The sequence below is a fragment of the Anaerotruncus sp. AF02-27 genome (assembly GCF_003465835.1).
Taxonomy (GTDB): domain Bacteria; phylum Bacillota; class Clostridia; order Oscillospirales; family Ruminococcaceae; genus Anaerotruncus; species Anaerotruncus rubiinfantis.
In genome coordinates, this window is sequence record NZ_QSBX01000037.1 from 14,138 (window position 1) to 27,715 (window position 13,578).

At 50.1% G+C, this 13,578-nt stretch carries 12 protein-coding genes and 1 pseudogene; 7 read left to right on the forward strand and 6 right to left on the reverse strand.

What is annotated here, in order from left to right; translation table 11 throughout:
• The first annotated feature begins 96 nt into the window (after window positions 1-96).
• Window positions 97-1,038 (forward strand): AEC family transporter, encoded by a 942-nt coding sequence (locus DWV16_RS17315; protein ID WP_158572962.1) that lies wholly within the window; start codon window positions 97-99, stop codon window positions 1,036-1,038.
• 117 nt (window positions 1,039-1,155) lie between these two features.
• Here DWV16_RS17315 and DWV16_RS17320 read toward each other — a convergent pair whose 3' ends face one another.
• Window positions 1,156-2,325, reverse strand: a complete 1,170-nt coding sequence (locus tag DWV16_RS17320; RefSeq protein ID WP_118480634.1) for an iron-containing alcohol dehydrogenase — start codon at window positions 2,323-2,325, stop codon at window positions 1,156-1,158.
• A gap of 174 nt (window positions 2,326-2,499) precedes the next feature.
• Between DWV16_RS17320 and DWV16_RS17325 the strand changes: the two genes are divergently transcribed.
• Window positions 2,500-3,432, forward strand: coding sequence for a LysR family transcriptional regulator (locus DWV16_RS17325; RefSeq protein ID WP_118480636.1), 933 nt, complete (start codon window positions 2,500-2,502; stop codon window positions 3,430-3,432).
• 80 nt (window positions 3,433-3,512) lie between these two features.
• Here DWV16_RS17325 and DWV16_RS17330 read toward each other — a convergent pair whose 3' ends face one another.
• Complete coding sequence (locus tag DWV16_RS17330) at window positions 3,513-4,613, reverse strand: hypothetical protein (RefSeq protein ID WP_118480638.1); 1,101 nt, start codon at window positions 4,611-4,613, stop codon at window positions 3,513-3,515.
• A gap of 75 nt (window positions 4,614-4,688) precedes the next feature.
• On the reverse strand, window positions 4,689-4,982 hold the full coding sequence (locus DWV16_RS17335; protein WP_118480640.1) for a hypothetical protein: 294 nt from the start codon (window positions 4,980-4,982) through the stop codon (window positions 4,689-4,691).
• 96 nt (window positions 4,983-5,078) lie between these two features.
• Here DWV16_RS17335 and DWV16_RS17340 point away from each other — a divergent pair, with 96 nt between their 5' ends.
• A complete protein-coding gene (locus tag DWV16_RS17340) occupies window positions 5,079-6,059 on the forward strand; it encodes a M23 family metallopeptidase (RefSeq protein ID WP_066453034.1) in 981 nt (326 codons plus the stop codon).
• A 115-nt stretch (window positions 6,060-6,174) separates the two neighbouring features.
• On the opposite strand, the gene DWV16_RS17345 is transcribed toward DWV16_RS17340, so the two are convergent.
• The 3 genes from DWV16_RS17345 to DWV16_RS17355 are packed head-to-tail and all read right to left on the reverse strand — an operon-like array spanning window position 6,175 to window position 11,000.
• The gene (locus tag DWV16_RS17345; RefSeq protein WP_118480642.1) at window positions 6,175-7,785 is read right to left on the reverse strand and encodes a recombinase family protein; all 1,611 of its coding nucleotides are present in this window, start codon (window positions 7,783-7,785) and stop codon (window positions 6,175-6,177) included.
• The gene (locus DWV16_RS17350; protein ID WP_118480644.1) at window positions 7,782-9,476 is read right to left on the reverse strand and encodes a recombinase family protein; all 1,695 of its coding nucleotides are present in this window, start codon (window positions 9,474-9,476) and stop codon (window positions 7,782-7,784) included. The genes DWV16_RS17345 and DWV16_RS17350 overlap by 4 nt, the downstream gene beginning before the upstream one ends.
• A complete protein-coding gene (locus DWV16_RS17355; RefSeq protein ID WP_370219421.1) occupies window positions 9,477-11,000 on the reverse strand; it encodes a recombinase family protein in 1,524 nt (507 codons plus the stop codon).
• Window positions 11,001-11,234: 234 nt separating this feature from the next.
• Between DWV16_RS17355 and DWV16_RS17360 the strand changes: the two genes are divergently transcribed.
• The 4 genes and pseudogenes from DWV16_RS17360 to DWV16_RS17375 all read left to right on the forward strand — a co-directional run.
• Entirely contained in the window at window positions 11,235-12,218 is a 984-nt protein-coding gene (locus tag DWV16_RS17360) for a DUF6017 domain-containing protein (RefSeq protein WP_008978068.1), read from the forward strand.
• A 31-nt stretch (window positions 12,219-12,249) separates the two neighbouring features.
• The gene (locus DWV16_RS17365; protein WP_002569164.1) at window positions 12,250-12,471 is read left to right on the forward strand and encodes a DUF5348 domain-containing protein; all 222 of its coding nucleotides are present in this window, start codon (window positions 12,250-12,252) and stop codon (window positions 12,469-12,471) included.
• Between the two features lie 41 nt (window positions 12,472-12,512).
• Window positions 12,513-12,989: a PcfB family protein gene (locus DWV16_RS17370; RefSeq protein ID WP_002569165.1), complete on the forward strand. Its 477-nt coding sequence runs from the start codon at window positions 12,513-12,515 to the stop codon at window positions 12,987-12,989.
• Window positions 12,986-13,531, forward strand: a pseudogene (locus DWV16_RS17375) (type IV secretory system conjugative DNA transfer family protein); the annotation flags it as partial. The gene DWV16_RS17370 and the pseudogene DWV16_RS17375, both read left to right, overlap by 4 nt.
• Window positions 13,532-13,578: the final 47 nt, after the last annotated feature.

Sequence of the window (13,578 nt, forward strand, 5' to 3'; positions counted from 1 at the left end):
TTTTCTTGACTTCATCCCCCAACCTTGTTAAAGTTATCCTGTAACGTTTTTTACGGCTATTGCAAATCTGTTATTTGACACATGGGAGGGAGATGCTTGATCGCATCCATATTGGACCGCATCGCGGTATTGATCCTGCTGATCGGGCTGGGTTACCTCATGGGCAGACTGGGGATTCTGGGAGGGCCGATGCGCAAAGGGATTTCAAATCTGATTCTGACCCTCTGCCTGCCCTGCGCAATCCTTGCGTCCGCAAATATTCCCTTCACCAGGGAGCAGCAAATCACGATCGTTTATGTGCTGGCCGCCGCATTCGTTTTCTATGTGGTTTCCTTCCTGATTTTCACGGTCGTAGGCCATAAGTTGATTCCCGAACCGCGCAAACGCGGGCTCTATATCTGCCTTTGCACCTTTGCGAACACTTCGTTTGTCGGATTCCCGATCGCGCAGGTGCTGGTCGGAGAGATTGCCATCTTTTACGGTTCGGTCTTTAACATCATGTATAACCTGTTCATGTTCACGTACGGGATCTATCTTCTGACCGGCACCCGGAAAGGCATCGGCAAGATGCTGCGGTCGGCGATGCTTGATCCCTGTGCGCTCGCCTCCTTCGCAATGGTGGCCATCTGCCTTTTGCAGATCAAATTCCCCGCCTTCCTGAACGATGGGCTCAATCTTTTGGGAAACACCTGCACCCCGCTCGCAATGCTTGTGATCGGCGCGGGCATGACCGAATGCAGGCTGCATGAAGTGTTCAGCCAGCGGATCATCTATTCGGTATCCATCGCGCGGCTTGTTGTGATGCCGCTGCTTGTCTTCGGAGCCCTCTGGCTTCTAAAGGTCGATCCGGTTGTTTCGATTGTCTGCACCCTGATGTGCGCCATGCCGTCCGGTTCGCTCAACAGCATCTTTGCCGAAAAGTACGACTGCGAGCCCGACTTTGCAAATAAGACCGTCGTGCAGGGCAATCTGCTCATCCTCATCACCGCGCCGCTGCTGGTTGCGCTTCTCGGGATCGCTTACCCGGGCGTTTTTTAGGCGCTTACCGCCGCCTTGGCCGGATTTGAGACAAGAAAAAACAAAGCAGGAAGCCTTTCGGCTTCCTGCTTTGTTTCGATACGGAAAAATGTATGTGTGTATGGAAGGAGACAGTGATCAGAAGGTGACGTCTTCACCGGTATAGGCGCAGGTGAGAACCTTCTTCATATTTTCGACGTCGATCGGACGCGGATTGGAAGCGGTGCAGGGATCTTTAACCGCATTCTCAGCGATCTTATCCGCGTTCTCTTCAAAGAGTGCTTCGGAAACACCGTTCTCTTTGTAGGTCTGGGCGATGCCGAGCTTCTTGTTCATTTCTTTGATCGAATCGACCAGAGCGTTCACAAGCTGTTTATCGGTGCTGCCCGGCAGGCCGACTGCGCGAGCGATCTGCGCATAGCGCTCCATGCAGACGCGGGAGTTATACTGGATAACCGCCGGCAGCAGGATTGCGTTGCAGCAACCGTGCGGGATCTTGAATACGGCGCCGGTCTTGTGGGCCAGGCTGTGCGCAATTCCAAGCAGTGCGTTGGAGAACGCCATGCCGGCCAGGCACTGTGCGATATGCATTTTGCCGCGGGCTTCCTTATCGCCGTTGTAGCTGTCGATCAGGCAGTCGTAGATATCGGAAATCGCTTTGAGTGCGAGCGGATCGGAAAATTCGCTGCGCGCGGTGGCGACATAAGCTTCGATCGCATGGGTCAGGGCATCCATACCGGTGTGAGCTGTCAGCTTCTTCGGCATGGTCATCGGGATATCGGTGTCGAGCACCGCAACATCCGGGGTGATCTCAAAGTCAGCCAGCGGATATTTGATGTCGGTGGAGTAATCGGTGATGACCGAGAAAGCGGTAACTTCCGAAGCGGTGCCCGAAGTGGACGGGATCGCGACAAAGATCGCTTTATTGCGCAGCTGCGGGATGGTGAACGGGTCTTTGATATCATCAAAGGTCTTGTCAGGATGCTCATAGAACACCCACATGGCTTTCGCGGCATCCATTGGGGAACCGCCGCCGATTGCAACGATCACATCCGGTTCGAATTCGCGCATCGCAGCGGCGCCGCGGTAAACGGTTTCGATCGACGGGTCCGGCTCGATGCCTTCAAACAGCTGGACTTCCATGCCGGCCGCTTTCAGAGCATCTTCTGTTTTCTGCAGGAAGCCGGCTTTCTTCATCGAAGAGCCACCGGTGAGCAGCATCGCCTTTTTGTGGCCCTTGAGGTTTTTGAGTTCCTCAATCGCGCCGGAACCATAGTAGATGTCTCTCGGTAAAGTGAAACGTGCCATAATCAAGTACCTCCATTTATTCTGTCGGGTTTTTCTTACCCGTAATTTTACTGATCCAAGCTTATTGTTAATTTTTTAACTTTTGTTTCTGATATTATTCTAACATTGTCAAAGCCAAACGGGTAATGTATAATTGATATGAACGATATATGCAAAATCAAATGGGGTGAAGTGATGAATTTAAGTTACCTGCGCTATGTTTCGGAGGTTGAAAAAACCGGCTCGATCACCAGGGCCGCCCAGAACCTCTATATGGGGCAGCCAAACCTCAGCCGTGCAATCAAGGACCTTGAGCAGGAGATTGGCATCACCATCTTCAAGCGCACCGCACGAGGCGTGGAAACCACCCGCAAAGGCGCGGAATTCCTCTCCTACGCCAACACAATCCTTTCCCAGATCGACGAGCTGGAATCTCTCTACAGCCCCAAAACCGACCGCGCTCTGCGCCTGAACCTTTCGGTGCCGCGCGCAACCTATATATCGGTCGCTTTTACTGAATTCATCACCGGCCTCGACCCAAAGGAACAGATGGACATCCGCTTTAAGGAAACCAATTCCATGGCTGCTGCAAACGACGTCTCCGGCGGCGAATCCGATCTTGGCGTAATCCGCATCCAGAATCTTTACGAGCCGTATTTCGTTTCCTACCTCAAAGACCTCAAGCTGCAGTATGAGTCGCTCTGGGAATTCACAATGACCCTGCTTATGTCAAAAGAGCATCCGCTCGCGGCGCTTGGTGATGTCCCCTATCATAAGCTTGGCGGTTACACCGAGATTGTCCATGGGGATTACCAGGTGCCTTCCCTGTCCTTTTCAGAGATCGCCCACGGCGCCGGTCTTGACTGTGCCGAGCGGCGGATTTATGTCTACGAGCGCGGCAGCCAGTTTGATCTTTTGCAGCGTGTCCCCGGCACCTTCATGTGGGTTTCCCACATTCCGGAGGACGTACTCGAGAAAAACGGGCTGGTCCTTCGCCCCTGTTCCCTCTCAAAGCTGGTGAACAAGGATCTGCTCATCTGGCGCAAAGGACATGTTTTCACGCCGCTGGAAAACCAATTCATTAAAAAGCTCCGGCAGGCCTGTGAAATACAGAAGTCCCTCGTCTGACAAAATAATAGAAAAAACCATCCCGCAGCCTATGGCCGCGGGATGGTTTTTTCTATTCGGAGATTTTTGGAGAGCAATTTTTAGAAGCCGGTGCCCGGGTTGACTTTATCGGTATCAACCGGAACTTCATCTGCCGGGACTTCATCGTCAGCAGCTTCGGTAACCGGAGCTTCCGCAAAGATGTAGGTGCCCAGCTGACGGGTCTTCATGGTAAAGACGTACTCATCATCGTCATTATAATCGAACGAACCTTTATCGGTGATATCGATCAGCTCGCCATCTTCGGTTTCTTCATAAACAATGATGGAGCCTTCGTCAACAGTCAGCTCATCATCCTCATCAACATAAGGAACTATCAATTCGAGAGTCGCACGGGAAGTGGACGAGATGCTTGGAGTGCCAACCCACTGACGAACAAAAGCATCCTGATCGTTGAACAGCTCAGCGTACTTCACATTGTCCCATTTCGTAGAAAGCTTCGGGAAATATTTCGAAACATCGGAGTCTGCGTCGAAAGTCAGGCGAGCGAGTACGTCGTTCTCGTCTTCCCACTCGACCACATTCTCTTCGTTCTTAAGCGGCTTAACAATCACACCGCCTGTACCGGCGCTCCAGGTTTCATCATCGGTAGTAATGCCGATATTCGAGATCCAGAAAGAAGCCAGCTTCAATTCACTCTTATCACCGTCTTTGACAACATTGCCTTTGACAGTCATGTCTTCTTTTGCTGTAACGGTTACTTCGGGAGAAACCTTATATTCATCATCGGTCATAAAATCTTTTGTTTTGAGTTCGATGAACCAATGGCGGCCGGCAGTTTTTCCAGCTTCTGTGCCATCGGAAAGCTTAATTAGCGGATCATCAAATTTTTTCTGTACAAGCTTGATGGAACTAATCCATTTTGCATTGTCATCGCCTTTGTCAAGGCTGATTTTGAACAGATCCTCATCGGTCAGTGCATCGACCATCGCAGCTTTGTCATCAGAGGTATCACCGAGGAAATAATAAACACTTTTACCCGGTTTTACCGTGTCGACATCCGCACGGTCGCCACTCTCTACATAAGGTTCGTCTGCTTTAAAGCGATCCATCAGATCAGCATCGATTTCGGCAGCAAACGCGACAACGCCCATGGTCATAACCATGGCCACTGCCATTATGAGGGCCAGTACCTTTTTCATAGTCTTTCATCCTCCTGAATATTTTTTTGATCCTGTTTGGACTTTTTCCAGAAAGCTCTCCGAAACTTTCCAGAATTAACCTTCTTTAAAATAGCATGCATATATTTTGAATACAATCGGATCTCCGGTTTTTCTACACATGCGATATATCATCAACAAGTTTTTGTCTCCGCTGTACGCAATATATTGTGTTTTCAGTAAGATATTATACGCAAAATCGCCAGATTTTGCGTATCGGTAAATATCCGGATATTTACCGATACGCAAAATCGCCAGATTTTGCGTATCGGTAAATATCCGGATATTTTTTTCGATTTTTGAATATTTGTGCAGTTTGCCTCTGGATTTTTCAAGCGTTTTTGTTCTCATTTGGCCGCCGGCCGAGAATCGCCCCGCTTTTTCGCGCCTTTTCGATTGACTTCCCCTGAGAAAACGCTACAATCAAATTGTGAAAGGAGGCCGCCTATGAATCGGATTGTAATCGTTGCCGCCGCGTTGCTTGCCGCGGCGCTTGTCTGCGGCTGCGCCCGGCACGCGCAAGAAAAACCATACTCGGTGAGCGAACCGCCGGCGTCCATAGAAAGCGCACAAAGTGTCCCCCCTTCCAGCGCACCCGCATCCCAACCTGAACCGGCTATGTCCAAACCGCAAACGCCCAAAACCGCTGCTCTGCCCGAACTGCTTGTCAAAACAGAGGTTTTACAGGGGGATATTCTCGTCCTGCGCGTGACGAATGCGGCGGAAGTCCCGCTCACCGCCACAACCAGTCTTGGTTTTACACCGCAGTTTTTCCCGGACGGCGCCGATCAGCTTGCGCTGCTGCCCATCCGCTATACCCTATCTCCCGGCAGCTACACGCTCGACGTGGCCGGGGAGGGGATCTCGTTTCATACCCAGGTGGCTGTCCTGGAGCGGGAATTTGAAGTGCAGCATCTGGAGATTGACGAGTCGATCGCGGAGGATACCGCTTTGAGCGATACGGCAAATTCCGAATGGTATGCGAATATGGAGCCGCTCAAGCTGGTGTCCGATCCGGAAATTCATTGGGAGGGCAGGTTCATTCTGCCGTGTGAAGGGGAACTCTCCACCCAGTTTGCCTGTATCCGCTACACAAACGACGACCCAAACCCCACCCGTCACAATGGCATTGACCTGGAAACTGAAATGGGGACCCCTGCTGCCGCGGCAAACAATGGGCGCGTCCTGTTTGCAGGCTTTTTGCAGCTCACCGGGAACACAGTGCTGATTGAACATGGCTGCGGCCTCAAAAGCTGGTATTATCATATGTCCGCGCTGCATGTACAGGCAGGTGACCTGGTCGAGAAGGGGGAGCTTATTGGGGAGATTGGCAGCACCGGCTATTCGAACAGCCCGCACATGCATTTTGCCATATCAGTAAACGACGTGTTTGTGAATCCCTGGCAGGCTGTGGACAGCGATCTCTAAAATTAAAACCGTCCGCGGCAAAGTGCGCGGACGGTTTTTATTACAGAATAATGCAGATCAGTCCGGTGCAGCCGTCGTTGGTAGCGTGTCAAGTAGGGCTAACACATTTTATTTTTTAAGCGATTCTTGTATCTGGAGGCTTGGATCGCTGCCGCTCCAGAACACTCGCAAAGTCCTCGCCAAAGCTCCATGTAATTTCGACTTCGCCCTTTGGGTAAATGCGCACCTCCGATATGAAGTAATCCAGCGCCTCATAGGTCAGTTCCTCCGTAATGGCGGTAAGCTGCGTCTGTGTCAGCAGGTGAAGCACCTTTTGCTGCGACCGTACTGCTGACAGCTTTTCCCTGAGATGCTCCAGATAACTGATAGACCCCGCCATCTGCTGTTTGTACTCTTGCTGGAATGACAGAAATTCCTGCTCTGTCATTTTTCCGCGTGCAAACCGTTCAAAAGCCGCTTTTGCCGATTCTTTTTTCCTAGAGATGGCCGTTTCTGTTTCAGCAATCTGTTTTGTTAGACGCAGCCGCGAAGGCTCTTCATTTTTGTATTTCGCCTCTACAACTTTCTTTAAATCCACAGCTGCTTTTACCTGCTGCCGGAGGCTTTCCAGTAAAAGACCGTACAGGCTGCTTTGCGGGTAATGCAGTTCTGAACACCGGAAATTTGAGTCGTACCATTTTGTAGCGCAGACAAAATACGGTTCTTTGGCCGGGCGAAGCGGCATTGCGTGCCCGCAGACACCGCATTTGATTTTTCCGGTTAGAGGCCGCCCTGTCTTTTCATAATGCGTCTGCCGGCGGAACATCTCCTGCACCTTATAGAAATCGCTGGGGGAAACAATCTTCTCATGTTGATTTGGCACGATAATGACGTCCTCTTCTGGGGCTTTTATGTTTCGGTGCGCGGCAACGCCCTTGGATTTCAACCGTCCATACACTACGCTGCCGATATACCGCTCATCCATCAGGATGTATCGAACGGCCGCGTCTGTCCAATAGTTCTTTTCTCCCGCATATTGCCAGCGCATGGAATCCCCACGATTCTTTTTATGAACCGATCGTGTGGGCACCAATTCATGATTTAGTTTCCGGGCGATTTCAACCGTTCCATGTCCCTCCAAAAACAGCGAAAAAATTCTTTTGACCACCTGCGCCGCTTCCGGATCAACCACCAACCTGCTTTTATCCTTTTGAGACTTGGCATACCCATAAGGCGCCCAAGGGTTTTGAAACTTTCCCTGCATGGCGGTGGTGCGCTTGCCGTTTTTCACCTTAACCGAGCAATCCTTGCTGTACAGGTCGTTCAGCAGATTTTTAAAGGCGGATTCCAAGCTTCCGACACAATGGGGATCCATGCTGTCATAGGCGTCGTTTACGGAAATAAAACGCACTCGTAAAAACGGGAAAACCTTTTCCAAATATGTTCCCACATCCACATAATTGCGGCCGAAGCGGGACAAGTCCTTCACGATAATGCAGTTGATTTCTCCGGCCTTAACCATATCCATCAGCTTTTCCATCCCGGGCCGGTTGAAATTTGTTCCGGTGTACCCATCATCACAAAATTCATGCTGCTCGGCGTGCTCGAAGGCGGGCGTCTGCTTGATAAAGGAGCCTATTAACTTTCTTTGTCCGCTGATGCTCTCCGACTCGTTTTTAAGGCCGCCCCGACTGTTGCGATCCTCCAGGGACAGACGCAGGTAAACGCCAATCTTCCAGATCGTCATGCCGCATCCCCCTTCCTGCCCGTCGCCCTTTCCCGCACGATCTCTTCAAACTCATCCAGCCCATAAAACATAATCTGAACGGTGCGATCCTCGCTTACAATCACCTCTTTGATAAATAGGCGCGCCATTTCATAGGTCAGCGGCTGGTTTACAAACGCCTTGACCTGTGTTTTCATCTTTTCCGTAAAGGATTGTTTTTCCGTTTCAGCCTGCATATCCAGCGAAACAGATGCAAGTTCCTCCTGCAATGCGGCGATTTCCGACTTGTAAATGGCTTGCATATATTGAAATTGTGCTTCATCAACCAGCCCTGACGCTAACCCCTCAAACAGCTTTCTGCAATAGGACTCTTTTTCCGCAAGCTGTTTTTTCAGCTTCTGTTTTCTTGCACGAATTAGCGCCTCTGGATCACGCCAGCTTTTTTCTTTTTGCAAGGCGTCCAAAAGGGTCGTCCATTCCAGCGCGAGTGCAAGCTGCTTTTGCAGGGTTTCCTGGACTACGGAAATCAGTGTCGCTTCACTGATACTGGTAAAAGCGCAATCCACCCCATGTCTGGGGCAGATATAGGAATAGTAAACATGAAACCCATGCTTGGTACGGTTGAAATTTTTGTATCGGGTCAGCTTGCCGCCGCAGGCGGCGCAAACCACCAAACCTTTCAGCACATTCACGGTGTCTTGTGTTTGTCCCTTCATATGGTCCAGTTTTTCCTGGTACGCTTGCGCACGGCTTGCCATAAGCACCTGCACCTGATGGAACAGCGCTTCTTCAATGATTGGCTCGTGGGTATTACGAACAATCTGCCACTCCTCCTCCGGCATCCGCGTCTGTTTTTGCCCTATTTGAAGATTGCTCTGTTTGCGTCCCTGAACGGTATGGCCAAGGTAGACCTGATTTTGCAAAATGATCTTTATGGTGTTGGTTCGCCAAGGGACTTTTGCCATTTCCGGTTTTTTCAGAAGCCCCATTTGATATCGGTACGCGCTGGGAGACAGAATTTTGCCTTCCACCAAACGGTGCACAATCTGCTGGCTGCCCAAACCCTGCGCTTTCCATTCAAAAATCTGCCGAACCACCGAAGCCGCCCGTGGATCGGGAATGATACGGTGGCGGTTTTGCGGATCTTTTTGATAACCGTAGGCCGCCCACGACCCGATAAAATCCCCCTGCGCTTGCTTGATTCTAAGTGCGGAACCGGATTTGAGGGAGATATCCTTTGCATACATTTCATTGAAAATATTTCTCAGAGGAATGATATAGCCCTCAGCGCTCCACTCCGCTGTCAGGGAGTCAAATTGCTCATAGATGGAGATAAAGCGCACACCCAGCTTCGGAAAGGTTTTTTCAATAAAGGCGCCTACTTCCTGATAATTTCGCCCAAACCGCGAGAGGTCTTTCACCAGTACGCAGTTGATCCTGCCTTTTTGAATGTCGGCCAGCAGACGTTCAAATCCCGGACGTGCAAAATTTGTTCCTGTTTCCCCGTTGTCGCAATAAAGCTCACAGAGTTCGAATTCCGGATGTTGTCTTAAATAAGTTAAAATGGCCGACTTTTGATTCTCAATGCTGTCTTCGGTTTTTCCACCGCTGTTCTCCACGGAAAGACGCACATAACCGCCAACCCTGCAGGTCGTTTGGTCTCTTTGCGCGGCGGCCTCCAGCGCCATTGTTTTTTTGCTTTTTCTGGCCAATCAAACCACCTCCCGCGGAGAATTCTTCTTCGCCTTTTCCACCAGCGCCAACGTATCCGCATAAGCGTCCGCGAAACGAAACGCAATTTCCAGCTCACCATTTTCCATAATTTTAACGGCGTCAATGAAGTAGAGGACCACCTCTCTCGTAAAACACTCCACATCTGTTTGGTAATTCAGTTCCCTGAGCCATTGCAGCTTGTCGTGTTTGCCGTCCATATGTTTTTCGATTTCATTTCGCAGCGATTGACACTGTTGTTCGGCAGTCTGGATCTTTGCATCATAATCAGCGTTGTAGCTGTCAAAATCCTCGCGCTCCAATATACCCTTTACGTAATTTTCATACAAGGATCGTTTAAAATTTCGGCATGTCGCAATTTCATCCTGCTTTTGCGCCAACCTTGATTGCAGCGATTGGATTCGTACTGATAAAATGTCTTCCTGATCCAGAGATGCTACAATTTGTTTTAATTCACCCAATGCCAAAAGATGCTGCTTAAGCACTTCAAGAATCGCTGCATCCACTTTCGCGGTGGAGATGCTGTGGCTGGCACAGCCTTTCCCTTTTTTCTTGCCGTTGCATATGTAATACGAAAACTTCTTTTTGCCTGATGGAACCACCTTACGCACTATCTGCTCTCCGCAGACCCCGCAGGAAATCAAGCCGCTAAAGAGATAGACGGTTTTGGCTTTTGGCGCGGTGCGGGTTTCCAGCGACAAACTGCGCTGTACCGCCGCAAAATCACTTTCATTGATAATGGGAGGATGTGCGTTCCGAATGATTGACCACTCTTCGCGTGGCTTTGTAATGCGCTCTTTCACCTTATAGGTCGGGGTTTCGGTCACCCCTTGTATCAGGACGCCCAAATAAATTTCATTTTTCAAAATATACGTTACAGAGGGGCCATGCCACTGCCCAAACTTGTTCGATGCAAAAGAGCAGAAAAATTTCATACCCTGCGCTTTTTTATACTCGGTTGGGCACAGAATTCCCATCTCGTTGAGGTAGTCGGCGATGTTATTCTGGCTCATGCCGGAAAGTTTCATGCGGAAAATTTCCTGTACCACCTGCGCGGCGGGCTCATCAATGATCAGTTTATTCTTATTTTCCGGATCCTTGCGATAGCCATAGACTGCGAACGATCCGATGAATTCCCCTTGTCTGCGCTTCATCTCAAATAACGCGCGCACCTTTAAGGAAGTATCGCGGCAATAACTATCATTGATTAGATTTTTGAATGGAATAATCAGATCTTCGCTGGCCGTTCGTTTATTCGAGGTATCATAGCCATCATTAATGGCAATAAAGCGTACGCCCAAAACGGGGAATATTTTGTCAAGGTATTCACCGATGGTAATATATTCGCGTCCAAAACGAGACAAATCCTTAACAATAATACAATCGACCACACCGGCCCTAACATCGTCCATCATTTTCACAAAGGCTGGACGATCAAAAGCTGACGTTAGATAACGATACTTTTGAAAACACTGGAAAATCAAGGTTTTTCGAGCGACGGACAAGCAGGGTATTGTACTAAAAACTGAATACGACGCAGAAGCGGCGTTTCTTACTCTCTACATGGGAGAACAGGAACGCCGCTTTTTTCATGCCCTTTGTTACGCAGTAGGGGCAGAAAAAGCCTTGCTACAAGCGGTTTTGCGGGTGTGTATCTGGCGCGGCAAGGGATTTATACCTTATTCCCCGAAACCGCGCTTCTACTGCGTAACAAATCCAAAGCAAAGGAGCTATGAACTATGGCAGTTTTCAGAGTGGAACGGAACAAGGGCTACACCGTAATGAGCAACCACCACCTACGCAACAAGGAGCTTTCCCTAAAGGCAAAGGGGCTGTTGTCGCAAATGCTGTCACTCCCCGAAGATTGGGACTACACCTTGAAAGGCTTATCCCTTATCAACCGGGAGAAGATAGACGCTATCCGCGAAGCCATTAAGGAGCTTGAACGCGCCGGGTATATCGTCCGTTCAAGGGAGCGCGACGAGAAAGGACGCTTGCGGGGCGCGGACTATGTGATATTCGAGCAGCCGCAGCCGCCTACGCCGGATTTACCAACATTGGAAAATCCAACATTGGATAATCCAACACAGGAAAAACCAACATTGGAAAAACCTACGTTGGAAAATCCAACGCAATTAAATAAAGATATACAAAGAACTGACTTACCAAAAAAAGAAAAAATAATTACTGATGAACAAAGTACCCATTCCATTCCTATCCTTTCCCCTAACCCCTCTCCTTGCAGAGAAGCGGCTACGCCGCCGGAACGGAAAGGAACGGAAGCGACAGCACAGAGCGCAGTTGATATATACCGGGAAATCATCAAGGACAATATCGACTACGACATTCTCAAACAGGACATGAAGTTTGACAGTGACAGGCTTGACGAGATTGTAGACCTCATGCTTGAAACCGTATGCACCGCCAGAAAGCGGGTACGGATTGCGGGGGACGACTACCCGGCAGAGCTTGTGAAATCTAAGTTTATGAAACTGGACGGCGAGCATATCCGCTTTGTGCTTGACTGTATGCGGGAGAACACAACGAAAATCCGCAACATCAAGCAATATCTGAAAGCAGCCCTTTTCAACGCCCCGTCCACTATCGGCAATTATTACACTTCCCTTGTCGCCCATGACATGGCAAGCGGCGCACTGTCACCGAAAAAGCCGCAGTACGGCGACCCGGACTATTATTCATGCAACGAGGGCGAAAGCCTGTAACCACCCACAACCACAAAAGGAGGATTTTATTATGGCACAGAAAATGACAGGAGCATTGGTATTTGACGAGCGCACCGACCGTTACGACATCCGCTTTGACTTAAACAGCTACTACGGGGGCTTGCATTGCGGCGAGTGCTTTGACGTATTCGTGCGGGGCAAGTGGAAGCCGACCCGGATTGAGTACGGCGACAACTGGTATCTTGTGGGTATCAGAGCCGAGGACTTGAACGGGCTGCGGGTGCGTATCTGACCGCCGCCCCATAAAGAAACGCGAAAGGAGGACGCGACAAATTGCAGGACGAAGTAAACGAAAAGACCATAGCCCTTTACATCAAGACCGGGAAGCTGACCGCGCAGACGCTCCAAAAGGCAATGAAAGCCATACTGTCAAAGGGCAAAAAGCAGCTTGCAAAACCGCCACAGGGCAAGCAGAGCTTAAAGCAGCTTATGAAGCAGAACGCGGGCGTTTCCAACATTGAGATTACCGAGGGCAATATCAAAGCCTTTGAGAGTACGGCGAAAAAGTACGGTATCGACTTTGCGCTGAAAAAGGACGCGACGGAAAGCCCGCCCCGCTATCTGGTTTTCTTCAAGGGGCGGGACGCGGACGTGCTGACCGCCGCCTTTAAGGAATTTTCCGCAAAAAAGCTGACACAGGAGAAAAAGCCCTCAATCCGAAAGCTGCTCTCTACCCTCAAAGAAGCTGCACAGGGCAAGAACGCGGAACGGGCAAAGGTCAAGAACAAAGACAGGGAGGTATCGCTATGAAGCCGGAAATCAAGAAGCTGCTTATCTTAAATCTCCCGTATCTGCTCTTTGTCTGGCTCTTTGATAAAGTGGGCGCGGCTGTCCGGCTCTCCCCCGGCGCGGACGCGAGCGCAAAGCTGCTACATCTTGGGGACGGTTTTACCGCCGCCTTTTCCAGTATCGCGCCGAGCTTCCACCCGGCAGACTTAGCTTTAGGCATTGCGGGGGCGGTCATTGTCCGGCTGATTATCTACACCAAAGGCAAGAACGCGAAGAAATACCGCCGCGGGACAGAATACGGTTCGGCGCGTTGGGGCGGGGCTGACGACATAAAGCCGTACACCGACCCGGTATTTGAGAACAATATCCCCCTAACGCAGACGGAACGGCTTACCATGAACAGCCGCCCGAAGCAGCCGAAATACGCAAGAAACAAAAATATCCTTGTAATCGGCGGTTCCGGCAGCGGCAAGACCCGGTTCTTTGTGAAACCGTCGCTCATGCAATGTACGTCAAAGGATTTTCCAACGTCGTATATCGTCACTGACCCGAATGGTAATTTACAATAAGGATAAAGGGAGCGCGCACCCTCAAGAAAGGAGGTTACACC

What these genes read in the sequence shown, in the direction of transcription:
- DWV16_RS17320 (WP_118480634.1), bottom strand. Translation starts at nt 2,325, where the DNA reads ATGGCACGTTTCACTTTACCGAGAGACATCTACTATGGTTCCGGCGCG.
- DWV16_RS17325 (WP_118480636.1), top strand. Translation starts at nt 2,500, where the DNA reads ATGAATTTAAGTTACCTGCGCTATGTTTCGGAGGTTGAAAAAACCGGC.
- DWV16_RS17330 (WP_118480638.1), bottom strand. Translation starts at nt 4,613, where the DNA reads ATGAAAAAGGTACTGGCCCTCATAATGGCAGTGGCCATGGTTATGACC.
- DWV16_RS17335 (WP_118480640.1), bottom strand. Translation starts at nt 4,982, where the DNA reads ATGAGAACAAAAACGCTTGAAAAATCCAGAGGCAAACTGCACAAATAT.
- DWV16_RS17340 (WP_066453034.1), top strand. Translation starts at nt 5,079, where the DNA reads ATGAATCGGATTGTAATCGTTGCCGCCGCGTTGCTTGCCGCGGCGCTT.
- DWV16_RS17345 (WP_118480642.1), bottom strand. Translation starts at nt 7,785, where the DNA reads ATGACGATCTGGAAGATTGGCGTTTACCTGCGTCTGTCCCTGGAGGAT.
- DWV16_RS17360 (WP_008978068.1), top strand. Translation starts at nt 11,235, where the DNA reads ATGGCAGTTTTCAGAGTGGAACGGAACAAGGGCTACACCGTAATGAGC.
- DWV16_RS17365 (WP_002569164.1), top strand. Translation starts at nt 12,250, where the DNA reads ATGGCACAGAAAATGACAGGAGCATTGGTATTTGACGAGCGCACCGAC.